This is a genomic window from Bradyrhizobium sp. 160, from assembly GCF_023073735.1.
GTDB lineage: Bacteria > Pseudomonadota > Alphaproteobacteria > Rhizobiales > Xanthobacteraceae > Bradyrhizobium.
Genome location: NZ_JADPKD010000033.1, coordinates 25925 through 42563, shown reverse-complemented (window position 1 = coordinate 42563; position 16639 = coordinate 25925). Strand labels below are relative to the sequence as shown.

General features: G+C 64.8%; 15 protein-coding genes and 2 pseudogenes. 7 read left to right on the top strand and 10 right to left on the bottom strand.

Annotation, left to right across the window (positions count from 1 at the left end; all coding sequences use genetic code 11):
- Positions 1 to 400, top strand: a 400-nt coding sequence (locus IVA98_RS13850) for a TCP-1/cpn60 chaperonin family protein (protein WP_035681572.1), incomplete at its 5' end; no start/stop codon positions are given.
- 178 nt (positions 401 to 578) lie between these two features.
- Here the strand turns inward: IVA98_RS13850 and lepB are convergent.
- Both lepB and IVA98_RS13840 read right to left on the bottom strand, forming a co-directional pair.
- Positions 579 to 1327 (bottom strand): annotated as a pseudogene (gene lepB / locus IVA98_RS13845) (signal peptidase I).
- A 169-nt stretch (positions 1328 to 1496) separates the two neighbouring features.
- Entirely contained in the window at positions 1497 to 2330 is an 834-nt protein-coding gene (locus IVA98_RS13840; RefSeq protein WP_247355101.1) for a LysR family transcriptional regulator, read from the bottom strand.
- Positions 2331 to 2459: 129 nt separating this feature from the next.
- On the opposite strand from IVA98_RS13840, the gene IVA98_RS13835 reads away from it, so the two are divergent.
- Together IVA98_RS13835 and IVA98_RS13830 are read left to right on the top strand one after the other, a co-directional pair.
- Positions 2460 to 3053, top strand: a complete 594-nt coding sequence (locus tag IVA98_RS13835; RefSeq protein ID WP_247296697.1) for a cysteine hydrolase family protein — start codon at positions 2460 to 2462, stop codon at positions 3051 to 3053.
- An 11-nt stretch (positions 3054 to 3064) separates the two neighbouring features.
- Positions 3065 to 3694: a glutathione S-transferase N-terminal domain-containing protein gene (locus IVA98_RS13830; RefSeq protein ID WP_247355100.1), complete on the top strand. Its 630-nt coding sequence runs from the start codon at positions 3065 to 3067 to the stop codon at positions 3692 to 3694.
- Positions 3695 to 3701: 7 nt separating this feature from the next.
- Here the strand turns inward: IVA98_RS13830 and IVA98_RS13825 are convergent, their stop codons facing one another.
- The gene (locus tag IVA98_RS13825) at positions 3702 to 4808 is read right to left on the bottom strand and encodes a DUF2778 domain-containing protein (RefSeq protein WP_247334509.1); all 1107 of its coding nucleotides are present in this window, start codon (positions 4806 to 4808) and stop codon (positions 3702 to 3704) included.
- Positions 4809 to 5466: 658 nt separating this feature from the next.
- Here IVA98_RS13825 and IVA98_RS13820 point away from each other — a divergent pair.
- A complete protein-coding gene (locus IVA98_RS13820) occupies positions 5467 to 5991 on the top strand; it encodes a FecR domain-containing protein (protein ID WP_247296690.1) in 525 nt (174 codons plus the stop codon).
- A gap of 63 nt (positions 5992 to 6054) precedes the next feature.
- Positions 6055 to 7944 (top strand): annotated as a pseudogene (locus IVA98_RS13815) (CHASE2 domain-containing protein).
- Positions 7945 to 7948: 4 nt separating this feature from the next.
- Here IVA98_RS13815 and IVA98_RS13810 read toward each other — a convergent pair.
- The 4 genes from IVA98_RS13810 to IVA98_RS13795 form a co-directional block, all read right to left on the bottom strand.
- Positions 7949 to 9451 carry a glycosyltransferase family 39 protein gene (locus IVA98_RS13810; protein ID WP_247296686.1) on the bottom strand — a complete coding sequence of 501 codons (1503 nt, stop codon included), beginning with the start codon at positions 9449 to 9451 and terminating at the stop codon, positions 7949 to 7951.
- Between the two features lie 6 nt (positions 9452 to 9457).
- Positions 9458 to 10591, bottom strand: coding sequence for a glycosyltransferase family 2 protein (locus IVA98_RS13805; protein ID WP_247296684.1), 1134 nt, complete (start codon positions 10589 to 10591; stop codon positions 9458 to 9460).
- 258 nt (positions 10592 to 10849) lie between these two features.
- The gene (locus IVA98_RS13800) at positions 10850 to 11053 is read right to left on the bottom strand and encodes a hypothetical protein (protein WP_247296682.1); all 204 of its coding nucleotides are present in this window, start codon (positions 11051 to 11053) and stop codon (positions 10850 to 10852) included.
- 88 nt (positions 11054 to 11141) lie between these two features.
- Positions 11142 to 11522 (bottom strand): hypothetical protein, encoded by a 381-nt coding sequence (locus tag IVA98_RS13795; RefSeq protein WP_247355099.1) that lies wholly within the window; start codon positions 11520 to 11522, stop codon positions 11142 to 11144.
- A gap of 100 nt (positions 11523 to 11622) precedes the next feature.
- Here IVA98_RS13795 and IVA98_RS13790 point away from each other — a divergent pair, with 100 nt between their 5' ends.
- Positions 11623 to 12459, top strand: a complete 837-nt coding sequence (locus IVA98_RS13790; RefSeq protein WP_247355098.1) for a DUF72 domain-containing protein — start codon at positions 11623 to 11625, stop codon at positions 12457 to 12459.
- Between the two features lie 10 nt (positions 12460 to 12469).
- Positions 12470 to 12931 carry a DUF488 domain-containing protein gene (locus IVA98_RS13785; protein WP_247355097.1) on the top strand — a complete coding sequence of 154 codons (462 nt, stop codon included), beginning with the start codon at positions 12470 to 12472 and terminating at the stop codon, positions 12929 to 12931.
- 130 nt (positions 12932 to 13061) lie between these two features.
- On the opposite strand, the gene IVA98_RS13780 is transcribed toward IVA98_RS13785, so the two are convergent.
- The 3 genes from IVA98_RS13780 to IVA98_RS13770 form a co-directional block, all read right to left on the bottom strand.
- Positions 13062 to 13976, bottom strand: a complete 915-nt coding sequence (locus tag IVA98_RS13780) for a PhzF family protein (RefSeq protein WP_247355096.1) — start codon at positions 13974 to 13976, stop codon at positions 13062 to 13064.
- A 151-nt stretch (positions 13977 to 14127) separates the two neighbouring features.
- A complete protein-coding gene (locus IVA98_RS13775) occupies positions 14128 to 15435 on the bottom strand; it encodes an adenylate/guanylate cyclase domain-containing protein (RefSeq protein WP_247355095.1) in 1308 nt (435 codons plus the stop codon).
- 30 nt (positions 15436 to 15465) lie between these two features.
- Positions 15466 to 16629: an ABC transporter permease gene (locus tag IVA98_RS13770; RefSeq protein ID WP_247355094.1), complete on the bottom strand. Its 1164-nt coding sequence runs from the start codon at positions 16627 to 16629 to the stop codon at positions 15466 to 15468.
- Positions 16630 to 16639 lie beyond the last annotated feature (10 nt).

Sequence of the window (16639 nt, the reverse complement as noted above, 5' to 3'; positions counted from 1 at the left end):
CGGCGGCGTCGCCCTGCTCCGTGCCTCCGAGCAGCTCAAGGGCCTGCGCACCAAGAACGACGACCAGAAGACCGGCGTCGAGATCGTGCGCAAGGCGCTATCGGCGCCCGCTCGCCAGATCGCTATCAACGCCGGCGAAGATGGCTCGGTGATCGTCGGCAAGATCCTGGAGAACAAGGCCTACAATTACGGCTTCGATTCCCAGACCGGCGAATATGCCGACCTCGTCAAGAAGGGCATCATCGACCCGACCAAGGTGGTCCGCACCGCGATCCAGAACGCAGCCTCGGTGGCCGCGCTCCTGATCACCACGGAAGCCATGGTCGCCGAGCTGCCCAAGAAGGGCGGCGCCGGTCCGGCGATGCCGCCCGGCGGCGGCATGGGCGGCATGGACTTCTGATCGGCCGTTCAGGCAGACAACTCATGCGAAACCCCGGCAGCGATGCCGGGGTTTTTGTTTGGGGCAACTCCCCGCCACCATCATTCCGGGGCGCGCCCTCTTGGGCGCGAGCCTGGAATGACGAGCGGACGGGGCGCAGCGCAATCCGGCCACGTACACCGTCTGGATGCTGGCAGCCTCACTTCACCTTGCCCAGCCGCTCCATGTGCGGCTCGCCGTCTTCGTCGAGCGACCAGAAGATCCGCGTCACCTTGCCGACGAGATTGTCCATCGGCACGAAACCGAACGTCGACATCATGCGGCTGTCGGTGGAATTGTCGCGTTGTCGCCGAGCACGAAGAAGTGGCCCGGCGGCACCGTGAAGACATCCGTAACGTCCAGGAAGCCGTTATCGATGCAGTCATAGGTCACATAGGACACGCCGCTCGGCAGCGTCTCGCGCCAGCGCTTGACCTTGAAGCTGCCATCCACACCGCAGGCGATGCCTGCGAGCCCGTGCTCGAGCGCGACGCGCGTCACAGGACGATCGTTGAGGATAAGCTGACCCTGCCGCACGTGGATGCGGTCGCCGGGCAGCCCGACCACGCGCTTGACGTAATCGACCGAACTGTCCTTCGCAGTCCGGAACACGACGATGTCGCCATATTCGGGTTCAGCGGCGAACACGCGGCCCGAGATCCAGGACGGCGCGAAAGGAAAGGAATAGCGGCCGTAGCCATAGGCATATTTCGCGACGAAGACGTAGTCGCCGACCATCAGCGTCGGCGCCATCGAACGAGAAGGGATGTTGAACGGCTGATACAGGAAGAAGCGAAACAGGAACGGCGGCGACCACAGCAGCGGAATCAGCAGGATCAGGATGACAATCGCCTTCCATTCACGCGACTGCGCCGACGACCGCGGCCGGAATGTTTCCTGAATGGTCATGCACCTGCCCTGATCAAGTCCGTAGCCGTCGCGAGACTACGCAACTTTCGCGCGCGTGCAATCCCGGCTCTCGGTCGCATAGGCGCGGCCACGCATTCATCGCAAGGGCGACACAACGGATATGTGAAGGCCGCCCATGGGCAGCCTTCGGGTTTTCACACGCTCTCGGTTATCCCCGCGCAGGTTCGGTGAAACACGCCCGCAGCCAATCGATCGTCACGCGTGTCGCGGCGTCGCGCTTGAGATGGTTTTGCACGAGCAGCCAGACGTCGCGGCGTTTCGGCAGCAGCGTGGCGCGCAGGCGGCGATCGCCGAGCAAGTCGGTGCAGCTGTGCTCCGGCAACACGCCAGCGGCCTGATGCGAGCGGATCAGGGCGCGGATGACGCGGACATTGTCGGTCACGCAGCGAGGGCGGATTTTCTTCGTCCGCAGGAATTGCATCTCGGGAATGGCGCCGAGCTCGTCCGGATAGGCGCATAGCACCGGCTCGCCTTCAGTCGCGACCGGTTCGAAATAGTAGATGCGGATGTCGCCGAGCCTGGAGATCGAAAAGTCGCCCTTGTCGGGCTTGCGCAGGCGGATCGCGAGATCGGCCTCCCAGCGCGAGAACCTGACGTTCTCGCTCGAGGTCATGAATTGCAGCGTTAAGCCGGGATTGGCGCGCAGGAACTCGCTCGCATGCGGGGACAGCACCTCCTTGGCGACCGCATTGGTCGCGGCGATGCGCAGCCGCCCCACCGGGCCGGGCATGCTCTCACTGATGCGACCGATCTCGGCGGCATGCGCGGCCATGGCTTGGACGTGCGCCAGTACCGCCTCGCAATGACGGGTCGGCTTGCGGACACCGTCGGCAGCCTCAAACAGGCGCAGGCCGAGCGCATGTTCGATGCGCGCCAGCCGACGTCCGACCGTGGTCTCGTCGATCCGCAGCCGCGCGCTGGCGCCGGCATAGGTGCCCTCGTCTCTGACCGCGGCGATGATGCGAAGGTCGTCCCAATTCATGGCTTCAAGGCTACATCGACTGGCATTGGCCTGCAATATCGCAGCCATCGGCTGCAATTTCCCTGCATATCGGCAGGCTGCCGACGAGCTATGCTCGGCCAACCTTACCGCTTGGAGATTCTGAAGATCATGATGCCCGCAAAGACCCTGCTGCAGCTCGCCGGTGCGGACCTCACTCCGCCGCGTCTTGACGACGTCGCGCTGGTGCTGATCGACATCCAGAATGAATATCTCGCAGGTCCCCTCGCCCTGCCGGACGCCAAGCCTGCGATCGCGCGGGCGAGCGTCCTGCTGGCGCGGGCGCGCGAGCGCGGATCTGCGATCATCCATATCGCCCATCGCGGCAAGCCCGGCGGCCTGTTCGATCGCTCTGCCGATCGCGGCGCTATCGTCGCCGAGCTCGCGCCGCTTGCGGACGAGCGCGTGATCGAGAAGGAGTTGCCGAACGCTTTCGCCGCCACCGGCCTGCAGGCGCAGCTCGCCGCGAGCGGACGCAAGAACATCGTGTTGGCCGGATTCATGACGCACATGTGCGTCAGCTCCACCGCCCGCGCCGCACTCGACCTCGGTTTTCGCACGACCATCGATGCCGATTCCTGCGCCACGCGTGATCTGCCCGACGGCCGCGGCGGTACGCTGGAGGCCCGGACCATCCACGAGGTCGCGCTGGCCGAGCTCTCGGACCGCTTCGCAATCATCGCGCGCGGCGATGCGCTGGCGTGAAGGAGTTCACGATGCTGCAGCTCTATTTCTTCCCGATGGCCTGCTCGCTCTCGAGCCGTATCGCGCTGATCGAGGCGGGCGTCGAGGCTCAGTATCACCTTGCTCATATCTGGACGAAGAGGGTCGTGGACGACGACACCGACTTCCGCGATGTGTCGCCGAAGGGCGCGGTGCCGGTGCTCGTCCTGGAGAACGGCGAGCGGTTGACCGAAAGCGCGGCGGTGCTGCAATACATCGCCGATGTGAAGCCGCAGGCGGGCCTTGCGCCCCGGTTTGGCGATCCCGACCGCTATCGCCTCCAGGAATGGCTGAGCTTCGTCGGCGCCGAGACCCACAAGGCGTTCCTGTTTCCGGCCTTCTGGTACAAGGACGACGGCTCGCTCGCCAAGCCGCGCGCTAGAATTGTGCAGACATTGTCGGTGCCATCAGCGCATCTGGCGGACCGCGAATTCCTGGTCGGTCAGCGCTTCACCGTTGCGGATGCGCATCTCACCTGGGCATTGCTGCTGCTCCGTCACGCAGGAATCGATATCGCGCAGTGGCCATCGTTGGCGGCCTATCTCGGGCGCATGCAGGCGCGGCCCGCCGTGCGTGAGGCGATCGCGACCGAGATGGCGCTGCGCAAGACGATGGCGAGTTGACCGCGTCTCACTCCACCCGCGCCAGCACCGCGAGCTTGCGGATGCCCTTGTTGCGGTAGGCGTCCAGGAACGCGTAATAATCCTTGAACGAGACGCAGCCGTTGGAATCGCCGTTCGGACCGAGCATGAAGGTGTGCGCGAGCAGGCCGTCGCGGCCGTAGATCGCGCTCTCGCCGCCGATCGGGGTCAGGCGCAGCGCCGGCACGCCGTGGAACAGCGCCTCACGCGGCTTCAACGTGTAGATGTGCGGCGGCGTCACACCGCGCATGCGCTGGCGCTGGGAGCGCGGATCGTCGAGATTGGAGCCGAGGCCGGAATGCGCCTCGAGCTTGGTGCCATCGGGCAGATAAACCGTCTTGGCGGTGATGTCGTAGACCGCGGTGTCGCGCTCATAGGGCGGCGCACCGCCAAACATCGGATTCTGCTCCTTCGGCGCGATGGACGCTGTGATGCTGGCATCGGCCGAGGCATACGCCAAGAGCCCGCCGGACGGCTCACGCTTGCCCCAGAGTTTCTCGACCATCGATTGGCGCGGACCGGTGATCGACATCACCGCGGCCTTGGCGCGATCGGCGAAGGATTTTGGTTTAGCCTCGGGCGCCGGCACGATCTCGGCCGGATCGGCCGAGGCCAGCTGCACACCTGCGTCAGCGCGCTTGGCCTTGGCAGCGTCCACGATCTTGGCCGAGCCCTGCGGCTTCAGCGCGTCCGCGACCTTCGCCATCACGTTCGGCTTCGCGGCTTCCTTCGACGCATCCTTGATGGCGTCCTTGGCCTCGGCAACGCTGATTGCGGGCGCGGCAGGCGCGGCGCTGGCCGCGTTCGAGGCCACGCCTTGCGTTGCAGCTGCGGCAAAGCGCTCGTTGAACATCTCGCGCGAGATCGGCGCGGCCACCTGCAACCGGTCCGGCAGGAGCGCGAAGGTTTCCTTGACCGCCTCGCCCGCCTCGCGCAGCACCACCTTGGGTGCGCGCTTGATCACGGGCTCGTCGTAGCGGCTGTTGCCGACGGTCGGATAGACGCTGGCGCCGAGGATGTTGTTGTAAATGGTCCAGCCGGCGCCAATCACGATGCAGCCGATCGCCGCGGCGCCGAGCCAATTACGGGTGGTCATTTTCCGGGAAGATTTCCGCGAATAATTCTTCGAGAATTTCTTGGACTTCCGTGCCGCGTTACTCTGCGCAGCGATACTCGTACTCATTCGCCTTGCGTCCAGGACGGTGTCACTCAGTCCCCCTTCGAAGCGCCGCTGGTCACGATCCGGGACCAGCATCTCGCAGAGGGTCGGAGCGTCATTAAGGCGACTTTTAGTTAAATGCAGATTAAGTTCAGGCGGATGTGGGGCAACTCGTTAACGTCGTCCCATTTCGGGAAAAAATCCCGCAGAATTACGGTCTTAGCCGAAGTTGTTAACCATGATTCTCGACCGGTTCAGGCCGGCCACCCGACGCCTCCGCCCGCAGCCAAGACGCACCCAACAACGCCCTTTTCGTGATCATCAAAACTGGGTCTGACCATAGCGCCGAAGGGTTGCGAGGCTGGTGGCCTCCCGCCGCGCCCAAGCCGGCCAGTCGCGGCAACGGCTCATGCAGGTCACGCACCGCGGACGGAGGTGCTCACGCGCCGTGACTTAAAGTTGATCGCGCCGGCCTGGAAATCGCCCCGACGAGAAAATAGCTCCTAACCCAGTACTTTTCGGCAGCCTCTGCGTGTGATACGGTACCGTATCAACATCGCCTTGAACTGTGCCGAGCACGCAAACGGAGGCAGGCATGAGAGGCTTTTCGCGCGCCGGGTTTTGCGCCCTGGCGTGTTTATTGTTGTTGATTGGGTTTGCAAAGGCACAGTCTGCTGCCAATGCGGGCTGTACGGCATCGCCGTCGGCCGCGGGCACGCAAGTTTGGCGCTGCGACAACGGCATCACGATCGTTGCGGAAAACGGCGCCCGATTTGAACTAAAGGACGCCAACCGCGACGGACATATAGACTCCGTGGAGTTGAGCAGCAAAGCCCTGCTGATCGAGGTGCCCAAGAAGCCCGGCGGCAATCCCTTCAAGGTGCTGACCCCGCAAGCTATCGCAGCGGTGCGCGGCACGAAATGGGCGGTCGATGTCGCGGACGCCAAGACCTCCGTGTTCGTCGCTGGCGGCCGCGTCGGCGTGACCCGCAGGGCTCGTGGACGCGGTGTCGTGCTCGGACCTGGCGAAGGGGTCGATGTCGAGGCAACCGGCCCGTTGACCGTCAAGACGTGGGGCCAGCCGCGCGTCGACGCGCTGATGGCACGACTCGGACAATAAGGGCTGGGTCGATAAGGCTCAGCTCAATAAGATTTGGACAGTAGAAGATTGCAAACCGACCGCATGCGTAGCCGACGCGTTCAGATCCTGGTGGCACTCGTTCTCACCGCGCTATGGGGCGCGGGCATCTTTGCCGCGCCGGCCAACGGCCATCTGCGCTTTCTCGACCGCCTCGAAGCGACGTTGACCGATTGGCGGACCCAGGTCCGCGGCGTGCAGCGCCCGCCCGATCTCGTCACCATCGTCGCGATCGACGATACTGTGGTGAAGCGCGGCGGCAGCTATCCGCTGCCCCGGGCCGATCTCGCCCGCGTCGTCGACACCCTTGTGCAATTCAAGCCGAAGGTCATCGCGATCGACTTGCTGCTGGTCGACCGCAGCGCCGCGATCGGCGATGCGACCCTCGCCAACACGCTCGCCACCGGTCCGGTGGTGCTCGCGGCGGCGGCGATCTTCCCGACCGACAGCGAGACCGTAGCGCCGAGCAGCGAAGGTCCCCTTGCGGTCCTGCCGCAGGCCGAGCGCTTCCTGCTGCCGCTGCCCGCCTTCGCCGAGCATGCCGAGGTCGGCGTCGTCAACGTCGCGACGGGACAGTCGGGCTCGCCGCTCTCGGTGCCGATGCTGTTCCGGACGGCCGACAAGGTCGAGCTGTCGTTTCCTTTGCGCGTGGCGGCCCGCGCGCTCGACAAGCCGCTGACGATCGCGCCGGATCATCTCAGGCTCGGCGACCGCGTGGTGCCGACCGATACCGATTTCGCGCTGCCGATCACCTATTACGGCCCGCGCCGCACCATCCGCACCGTCAGCGCGTAGAGTATTTTCGACGGCACGCTCAACCGCGCCGCCATCGAGAACCGGATCGTCGTGATCGGCGCCGCGGTCGCCGGCGGCGGCGACTTCTACCCGACGCCGTTCGATTCGCTGATGCCCGGCGTCGAGGTGGTCGCGACCGCAATCACCCACCTCGTCGCCGGCGACGGCATCGTGCGCGACCGCAGGGTGCATGCCGCCGACGCATTCGGCGCGATGCTCCTGCCAATGCTGTTGGTCGGCCTGCTTGCCTGGCGGCGCAGCGCGCTCGGCATCATGGCGGCGGCCGCGGTGATGATCGCCTGGGCCGGGCTGAACCTGTTCGCGTTCACCCACGGCGTCTGGCTGAATGCCGCGAATACGCTCGCCGCGGCCGTGCCGCCGGTTGCGGTCTTTGCCGGCGTGCAGCTGTGGGCGGGAGGCCGCCGCACGCAATATCTCGCCGCCAAGAGCAGGTCGCTGGCGCAATTCCAGGCGCCGGCGGTGCAGGACTGGCTGGCGCACGATCCGAATTTCCTGTCCAAGCCCATTCGGCAAGACGCCGCCGTGGTTTTCATCGATCTCTCCGGCTTCACAGGCTTGAGCGAACGGACCGATCCGGACGCGCTCCAGGACATCCTGAAGGCATTCCACGCGCTGCTGGACAAGACCGCAGCCGATTGCGGCGGCTTGATCACCGGCTTTCTCGGCGATGGCGCCATGATCCTGTTCGGACTGCCGCGCGCAATGCCCGATGACGCGGCGCGGGCGCTGAAATGCGCGATCGACCTGCATCGTGGCGTCGAGCGCTGGATCGCCTCGTTGGCGCCTGCCATCGGACATCAGCTCGGCTTCAAGATCGGCGCGCATTTCGGCGAGATCGTCGCCTCCCGCCTCGGCGAAAGCCACCAGCACATCACGGCGACCGGCGATACCGTCAACGTCGCGAGCCGGCTGATGGAGGTCGCCGCCCGGAACTGCGCGCGGCTTGCGCTGAGCGATACGCTGCTGGACACCGCCGACTTCCACGGCGCTCCCGACGGCATCCTGTCAGGCCCCCTGCTCACGCAAGTCCGCGGCCGCTCCGGCGTCGTGACCGTCTGGTTCTGGCGCGATCGGGACGTACCGGGCCAGGCCGCCACCAAGGCCGAGATGATCGGCTGAAGCCTTACCGCGCTTCCGGCGGCGGGGAGCGGTCGAGCACGTCGCCCTTGGCGCCTTCCAAGAGGTCGACGCCGTAGGTCTCGACCACCAGCGGTCCGCGCTTGCGCTGCAATTGCGCAATCTGCGTCACGGTCGCGAAGAGGTCGTTGAGGGCGGGATGACCATCGCTGCGCAGCTCGTCGACATAGAGCAGCTTACCGGCGAGGAGCTTGGGATCGGGCTCGGGCATGTTGACCCAGCGGATGCGCTGGGTCTGCTGGGCCACGCAGGTGCCGCGCGGCAGATAAAAGGCCAGCCAGCCCGTGGTGCCGTAGTCCTGCGCGAGCACACAGGTCGCGCCACTGCGCGCGCGCACCGCTTCGATCTGCGCGGCAAGCTCACGCCAGCCGACGCCGACGCTGCGCACAGTGGCATCGCGGCGATAGCCGGACAGCCAGCCGGTATTGGCCTGCACGATCAGGGCCGCAAACATCACGATGCCGACCGGCGCGGCCCACCGCAGGCAGAAATCCACCAGGCGCCGCTGGCGCGGCTTCCACTGCACGAGGTTGGCGGCGGCGGCCGCGGCGACGACGAAGGGCGGGTAGACCGGCGCAAACCAGTTGGCCTCGACGCGGGCGTGTAGCGAATGCCAGACGAAATAAGCGACGATGGTCCAGAACATCGTCGCGATCAGCACGCGCGAGGCCAGCGCGCCGGCCCGGTGCCAGGTCAGCGCATGCAGCCCCATCGCGCCCAGGATGAAGACGAACGGGGTCGCAAACGCGATCTGGGTCGGGATCAGCTCGGCGATGAAGACGGGACGGAAGTCCTCGATTCTGGCGCGGCCGAGCTGCTTTGCGAACGACACCCAGTGATGGTCCGCATTCCAGAGGATCACCGGCGAGAACAGCGCGAGGGCCACGAGACCGCCGAAATAGGGCCAGGGCGAGAGAAACCAGTGCCGCAGTTTCGGGACGAAAGCGAGCCAGATCAGGATCGCCAGCCCAAAGAACATCGCGGTGTATTTCGACAGCAGCGCCGCACCGACCGCCGCGCCGGCCGCAAGCCACCATGCTCCGCGTCCGGTCTCGAGCACCTTTGCGAGGAAGAACAGCACGAAACTGGAGGCGACCAGCAGCGGCGCATCCGGCGTGACGATCAGCGTGCCGACCGCGGCCATCATCGTCACGTTGAGCAGGATGGCGCTGATGGCGGCCACGCGCGCGCCGCCGAACAGGATCGCGGCCGAGCGGTAGACCGCATAGCTCATCGGCAGCGCCAGCAGGATCGAGACAAGGCGAACGCCGAGCTCGGTGTCGCCGGCAATCATGGTGCCGGCGCGGATCACATAGGCCACCATCGGCGGGTGGTCGTAGTAACCGCCCGCCAAATTTTTCGACCACATCCAGTAATAGGCTTCGTCGAAGGTGATCGGCGTGAAAGCGGCGGCGACCAGCCGCAACACGACCAACGCAAGAATCGTGAGCGCGGTGTTGCGGACGATCCGCGCGTCAGCTCCGCCCATATCGTGCTATTTCTTGCGCCAGACGAACAGTCCGGACATTGCGTAATTCCACACCACGCCCATCAATGCACCAGCCATGCCGGCCAGCCACCAGATCGGCTCCTGGTCGTAGACCGAGAAAGCGACGCCGACATTGGCGAGCAGACCGACGCTGCACACAATGTAGAAGGCGATCAAGCCGCGCAGCAGCGCAAAACCCTTCAGCCGCTGGTCGCGATAGGTGAGGAAGTTGTTGAGGATGAAATTGCTGGTCATGGCGACGATGGCGCCGGCGGCCTGCGCTTCCGCGAACGGCGCCTTGAACAGCTGAAGCGCGATGAAGAGCGTGGTGAGATGCACCACGAGGCCGATGCCGCCGACCATCGCGAACAAGATGAAGCGCAGCGAGACGATGTCGTTGCTCAGCTTGGCCAGCACGAGGCCAAGAAAGTCCAGCGCGACCATGGAATCGAGCTTGCTCTCGCCGTGCTGTCGGGCGCCGAAAGTGTAGGGAATCTCGACCGCACGTAAGTTGCCATGCGCGGTCGCGACCAGGTCGAGCAGGATCTTGAAACCGTGCACCGACAGCTTTGGCGCGAGCTGCTCGAAACGATCGCGGCGGATCATGAAGAAGCCGCTCATGGGATCGGCGATCTCGACCCGCAGCATCTTCCGGGCGAACTCGGTCGCCAGCGCGCTGGCCCCCGCGCGCTGCTTGTTGAAGCCCTCGCTCTTGTAGCCCTCGATGTAGCGGCTGCCGACCACGATGTCGGCTTGATCGCTCGCGAGCAGCAACAGCATCTTCGGCAGTTGCGTCTCGTCATGCTGAAGGTCGGCGTCGATCACGGCCACATAGGGTGCGCTCGAGGCGAGGATGCCCTCGATGCAGGCGCCCGACAGGCCGCGGCGGCCGATGCGGCGGACACAGCGCACACGGCTGTCGCGCTGCGCCAGTGCACGCACAACGTCCCAGGTGCCGTCGGGCGAATTGTCGTCGACGAACACGACTTCCCAGGCGACGCTGGCGAGCGTCGCCTCCAGCCGCCGGTACAGCACCGTGACGTTGTCGCGCTCGTTGAAAGTCGGAACGATCACCGACAGTTCCGGCCCCTCTTGAGCCTGCGGCAGGTTGTCGGCGCCCGGTCTGATCGCTTCATTCATGACGGAGCGTATAGCCGCCGCGTCTGGCGCTGCCAAGTTGTTGCGCTACCAAGCCGGGGGTTGTGTGGGCAACGGCCCAAAAGAGGCCCTAAAATGCCAACGACCCCGGAACGGCGGGCCGCACGTACATCCGGCGCAGGCCTGAGCTATTCCAAGGTCGTTCCAACGACGGAGAACGTCACTCAACGTCGCCGTTAGAAGTTAGATAGGAATGGCGAGGCCGCTCCGCAAGGGCCCCTTCAGGGCACTTTCCGCCTCCTATTGGTTCGGCACTTCCCGAATCACTGGCCCTCGGGGCGCCGGCGCGGCCGGGGCGGCGGGTGCTGCGGCAGGGGCTGATTCGACTTTTACCGGCTTGGGCGGCTTGCCGTACTGGCCAATCGGGCCGAATACGACGGCGACCGCAAGCACGGCCGCCGCGACGATCGCGCCCAGAATGCCCCCCACTGACTCAGACGACATGGACCCATCCCTGTTCCAGATGCGCCCAGTGATATCATGGATGACCGCGCAGCCGGAAGGGTTCGCCGGGCCGCAACGCTCAATGGAGCTATTTCTGCGGCGGCCGGTGCTTGACGTAGGCCATCACAATGTCCTTCTGCGCCGACTCCACCGCCCTGTTTGCGGTAGCGAGATGGGCGCCGGCATCGATGTTGGGGTACTGCGTGGTGAGATAATCGAGCAGCACCACGCGGTAATATTGCCGCTCCGATGGACAGGCGCCCGCGACCGAACGGCCAAAATCCTGTTCCGACAGGCCCTGATTAGAGTCGCGGGAATATTCCCGCGCCAGGCAATGCCAGTAATCGTCGCGGCCCCGCTGGGCAAGTTTCTGTGCGCTTTTGGCGTCGTCGTCATCCGCCAAAGCAGAACATGTCATGGCAGCAGATGTCATCATGACGAGCGCGGCTCCCAGCAACAGCATCCGCATGTTGTTCTCCTTTTTTCGCGGGTCCAGGCGCGAGCTTAGACAGGGCCGGCCAACTGGCCAATCACAACTGGTTTGATTAGGATGAGGTCCCTCCCCGTCGATGCGAGATCCTTCCGTGGCCAAAGCAAAAACCGCGTCAAAAAAATCCGGCAACATTTTCATCGGCATCGGCGGCTGGACCTTCGAGCCCTGGCGCGGCGTGTTCTATCCGGAGAAGCTGACGCAGGCCAAGGAGCTATCGTACGCCGCCTCGAAGCTGACCTCGATCGAGATCAACGGCACCTATTACGGCTCACAGAAGCCGGAGAGCTTTCGCAAATGGGCGAGCGAGGTGCCCGAGGGTTTCGTGTTCTCGGTGAAGGGACCGCGCTTCGCCACCAATCGCCGCGTGCTTGCCGAGGCCGGCGATTCCATCAAGCGGTTCTACGATTCCGGCGTGCTGGAGCTCGGCGACCATCTCGGGCCGGTGCTCTGGCAGTTCGCGCCGACGAAAAAATTCGACGGCGCCGATTTCGGCAAGTTTCTGGAGCTGCTGCCGCGCCAGCTCGACGGACGCGCGCTGCGCCATGTCGTGGAAGTGCGCCATGACAGCTTCTGCACGCCGGATTTCGTTGCGCTGATTCGCGAATTCGAGACGCCGGTGGTGTTCGCGGAGCACGGCAAATATCCGGCGATTGCCGACGTCGCCGGCGACTTCGTCTATGCAAGGCTTCAGAAGGGCAATGACGAGATCAAGACCTGCTATCCGCCGAAGCAGCTCGATGCCTGGGCCGCGCGCTTTCGGGCCTGGGCTTCTGGCAGTGAACCTGATGACCTGCCGAAGATTGATAAGGCCAAGCCGAAGAAGGAGCCGCGCGACGTGTTCGCCTACGTCATCCACGAGGGCAAGGTGCGCGCACCGCAGGGCGCCATGGAACTGATCGCGCGGGTGAGCTGAGGATGGGTCTATGGCGAAGGCGAAAAAGCTCTTCACTATCGGCTATGAGCAGACGCCGCCCAAAGCAGTTCTCGACGAGTTGGAGCAGGCCGGCGTCAAGCTCGTGGTCGACGTGCGCGCGGTGACGTCGTCGCGCCGGCCGGGCTTTTCCAAGAAGCAGCTGTCTGCGGGCCTCGATGAGCGCGGCATCGGCTACGTCCACCTCGCCGCGCTCGGCACTCCGAAGGAAGGCCGGCTCGCCGCGCGCAGCGGGCAATACGACGTGCTGGAGAAGATCTATTCAAAGCACCTGAAGACGCCGCAGGCGAGAGAAGAGATGGACGAGCTCTCGGCGCTGGTGAAGAAGGCCGGCCCGGTGTGCCTGCTCTGCTACGAGCGCGACCACACCCACTGCCACCGCCAGTTGATCGCGGAAATGATCGAGGAGCGCGATGGCGTGGCGGTGACGAATCTGGTGGGGCGGCAAGTGTAGCGCTTCGCCATTCCGGAGCGTGCGTCAGCGCGAACTACGGTGCGCAATTGCGCACCTGAGAATCCAGCGGGCAGCAGAGTTGGTGGACGGCTTCCGGGCTCAGCGCTACGCGCTGTCCCGGAACGACAAATCAGCCCTCCCCCGCAAGCTTGAACGTCCCTTCCATCATCTGCACGCAGCTGCCACCGACATGGGCGGAGCGGATCTTGCCGTTTTGCTTGCATACGCGCGCCAGCAGCAGGCTTGGCCGGCCCATGTCAAAACCTTGCCCGACCGTGAGCTTGAATTCGCCGTCGCGCGCGGGGTCGAGGTCGGCGAACAGCGCGGCCGCCGCGACGGTGGCGCTGCCGGTGGCAGGATCCTCGGCGAGACCGCCGGCACCGCGCATGAACATCCGCGCCTGAAGCTCGCAAGGCGACTCCGCCGCGGGCACATCGCGCGTATAGAACCAGGCCGAGACCGCGCCGTCGCGCGGAAATACCCGGCCGAAGGCCGCCGCATCGGACCTCGCCCGCTTGAGCGCATCGCGCGAATGCAGCTCGATCACCAGAAACGGCGTTCCAACCCCGACAACCTGCGGCACGTGACGGTCGACCTTGATATCCTCCGCGCTGAGCGAAATGCAGCTCGCGGCATCCAGGGCAGACAATTGCGACAGCCGGGACAGCGGCTGCGGCGCGGTGAGCTCGGTGCTCACCACCCGCCCCTGCTCCCGCCGGATGTCGACCGGCACGAGTCCGGCCTTCTCTTCGAACAGCAGGCGCGGCTTCGGCTCCTTGGCGATCGTCGCCAGCACGAAGGCCGTGCCGACATTCGGATGACCCGCAAAGGGCATCTCCCTGACGGGGGTAAAGATGCGCACCTCGGCATCATTCGCCTTGTCGCGCGGCGGCAGCACGAAGGTCGTCTCGGAGTAGTTGAATTCGGTGGCGATCGCCTGCATCTGCTCAGTGGAGAGCCCGCCGGCATCGAGCACCACGGCGAGCTGATTGCCGCCAAAGGCGCGGTCGGTGAACACATCGACGGTGATGTAGCGGCGCTGCATCTTTCGTTTCCCCATGCAAGTCGCGGCCGCAACCGGCCGCGTCTTCGGCAACACTACAGGCCGGCGGCATCGCCCGTCATGCCCCAAAATTCGGAGCAATCGGAGCATTCGCGGAAGAGACGGTGAGCGTGCTTTGCGCTCCAGACAGCGCTCACCCCAGCTGAAACACCGCGACCGGCCGCTCATAGCCGCGCACCTCGACCTCGCCCAGCGCCACGGCATCGCTGCCGCCGTCGCCCAGCACTTCGCGGACGGATGCGGAAATCAGGAGCTGGGAGCCGAACTCCTTGTTCAGCGCCTCCAGCCGCGAGGCGAAGTTCACGGTGTCGCCGATGACCGTGTATTCCTTGCGCCGAGGCGAGCCGATATTGCCGGCGACAACCTCGCCGAAATGGATGCCGATGCCGATCCGCAGCGGCCAGCTGGTTTGCGCGTTGATGCGATTCATCGCGGTCAGCATCTCGCGGCCTGCGGCGACCGCGCGATGCGCGGCGTCGGAGGCTTCCAGCGGCGCGCCGAACAGCGCGAGAAAGCCGTCGCCCAAGAACTTGTTCACGATACCGCCGTGGCGATCGAGAATGTCGACCAATATTGCGAAGGCGCCATCGAGCCGGTCGACCACCTCCTGAGGCGTGCGCGACTGCGCGCCGGCCGTGAAGCCGCGGAAATCGACGAACATAACCGCGACGCGGCGGAGATCACCGCTGGCGCTCGTTCCCGCTGCCATCAGCCGTTCCACCACCTGCGGCGAGACGTGTTGGCCGAACAGATTGGTCACCCGGTCGCGCGCGGTCGCCGCTGCGATGCTCGCGGCAAATTGCCGCCGCAGCTGCGCGCCGACGGCTCCGGCGAGCACGCCGCAGATGAGGATGACAATGCTGCGCACCGCGTGAAAATAGATCTGGGGCTCGCCGGCTTCGCTCACCGAATTGTAACAGAGCGCGACAGCCAGAAGTCCGGCGGCGGCCACGAAACCGGTGAAGGTGGAGAGCCAGAAATCGAGCCGCAGGGTCGAGAGAATGACGAAAATGAAGTACATCAGCGGCACCGCGAAACCGAGCGCCTGGCTCGCGCCCATGGTCCGGATTTGCAGGATGAGAATCACCGTGGGTAGCGAGGTCTCGATCAGCGTGCCGATATAGCGCCTGATAACCGGCAGGTCGCGATCGAGGCGGAGGTTCTTCCTGATCTGGGTGTGGACCCAGACTTCGAACAGGATGAAACCGACCAGAAGGCCATAGACCTCGATCAGCCCTTCCGTTCCGCGCCAGACCCGGTTCACGACAGCGGGATCGATCAGATAGATCGCGGTGAGGAACAACACCATGACGCAGCCCGTCATGATCAGCGCGCGCACCCGCAACAGCTCGGTGCGCAGCACCTCCCTTGTCAGCTCACGCTCGAAATCGTCCGATAGCACGGCATGCTGCCGCGTCTTCCTGCTCGCAAATTTCGTCATTCCGCCCCTCGATTTCGGGGGCATCTTGCCTCAATCCAGCGTGCGGCGGAAGCGCGTCACGGCGATGGTCATGGCAAGCAGCATCAGGGCCGCCAGCGCCAGCGTGTCGAAGCGCAGGTTCTGCATGGTCGCGCCCTTCAGCATGATGGCGCGGACAATGCGCAGATAATGGGTCAGCGGCAGGCCCTCGCCGAGATATTGCGCCCAGGCCGGCATGCCGGCGAACGGGAACATGAAGCCGGAGAGCAGGATGCTGGGCAGAAAGAACATCATCGACATCTGCATGGCCTGAAGTTGGTTCTGCACCAGCGTGGAAATCGTGTAGCCGATCGACAGATTCGTGGTGATGAACAGCGTCGAGAGCAGCGCCAGCAGGAACAGATTGCCAAGCAGGGGCACGCCGAACAGGCCGACACCAATGCCAATGATGAGGAAGGCCTGGAGGAAGCCGACCAGGACGTAAGGCACGATCTTGCCGAACATCACCTCGATCGGCTTGATCGGCATCGACAACAGGCTCTCCATGGTGCCGCGCTCGACCTCGCGCGTGACCGACAGCGCGGTGAAGATCAGCATGGTCATGGTGAGGATGGTGCCGACGAGGCCCGGCACGATGTTGAGGCTGGAGGCCGCGGCCGGATTGTAGCGGGCATGGGCGCGGATCTCGAACGGCATCTCCGGGGGATCGCCGATATAGAGATCGTGCTTGAGCGCGGTCTGCACCACCATGCCGAGCGAACCGATCGCCGAGCTTGCCGCAACCGGATCGGTGGCGTCGGCCGCGACCAGCAGCGCCGGCCTGTCGCCGCGCCGCACCGCCCGCTCGAAGCCGCGCGGGATCTCGACGCCGAACAGCACCTTGCCGGATTTCAGCAGATTGTCGAAATCGTCGACATCGTGCACTTCATAGAGGAAGCGGAAATAGGCGGTGTTCTCCAGCGCCTTCAGGATCGAGCGGGCGAGATCGGAGTCCTCCTGGAGCAGCACCGCGCTCGGCAGGTTACGTGGTGTGGTGTTGATGGCATAGCCGAACAGCATGAGCTGCATCACCGGCAGCATCACGATCATGGCGAACGAGACGCGGTCGCGCCTCAGCTGGATGAACTCCTTGACCAGCATCGCATAGGAGCGCTTCCAGAAGCCGAAGCGTTCCCGGATTTCGTGGGCGGGCGCGGGATGATCGACAGCGCTCATTGGAAATGGT

Bases quoted from the DNA above. Each gene is read 5' to 3' on its own strand.
- IVA98_RS13840 (WP_247355101.1), bottom strand. From the start codon at position 2,330: ATGAATTGGGACGACCTTCGCATCATCGCCGCGGTCAGAGACGAGGGC.
- IVA98_RS13835 (WP_247296697.1), top strand. From the start codon at position 2,460: ATGATGCCCGCAAAGACCCTGCTGCAGCTCGCCGGTGCGGACCTCACT.
- IVA98_RS13830 (WP_247355100.1), top strand. From the start codon at position 3,065: ATGCTGCAGCTCTATTTCTTCCCGATGGCCTGCTCGCTCTCGAGCCGT.
- IVA98_RS13825 (WP_247334509.1), bottom strand. From the start codon at position 4,808: ATGACCACCCGTAATTGGCTCGGCGCCGCGGCGATCGGCTGCATCGTG.
- IVA98_RS13820 (WP_247296690.1), top strand. From the start codon at position 5,467: ATGAGAGGCTTTTCGCGCGCCGGGTTTTGCGCCCTGGCGTGTTTATTG.
- IVA98_RS13810 (WP_247296686.1), bottom strand. From the start codon at position 9,451: ATGGGCGGAGCTGACGCGCGGATCGTCCGCAACACCGCGCTCACGATT.
- IVA98_RS13805 (WP_247296684.1), bottom strand. From the start codon at position 10,591: ATGAATGAAGCGATCAGACCGGGCGCCGACAACCTGCCGCAGGCTCAA.
- IVA98_RS13800 (WP_247296682.1), bottom strand. From the start codon at position 11,053: ATGTCGTCTGAGTCAGTGGGGGGCATTCTGGGCGCGATCGTCGCGGCG.
- IVA98_RS13795 (WP_247355099.1), bottom strand. From the start codon at position 11,522: ATGCGGATGCTGTTGCTGGGAGCCGCGCTCGTCATGATGACATCTGCT.
- IVA98_RS13790 (WP_247355098.1), top strand. From the start codon at position 11,623: ATGCGAGATCCTTCCGTGGCCAAAGCAAAAACCGCGTCAAAAAAATCC.
- IVA98_RS13785 (WP_247355097.1), top strand. From the start codon at position 12,470: ATGGCGAAGGCGAAAAAGCTCTTCACTATCGGCTATGAGCAGACGCCG.
- IVA98_RS13780 (WP_247355096.1), bottom strand. From the start codon at position 13,976: ATGCAGCGCCGCTACATCACCGTCGATGTGTTCACCGACCGCGCCTTT.
- IVA98_RS13775 (WP_247355095.1), bottom strand. From the start codon at position 15,435: ATGACGAAATTTGCGAGCAGGAAGACGCGGCAGCATGCCGTGCTATCG.
- IVA98_RS13770 (WP_247355094.1), bottom strand. From the start codon at position 16,629: ATGAGCGCTGTCGATCATCCCGCGCCCGCCCACGAAATCCGGGAACGC.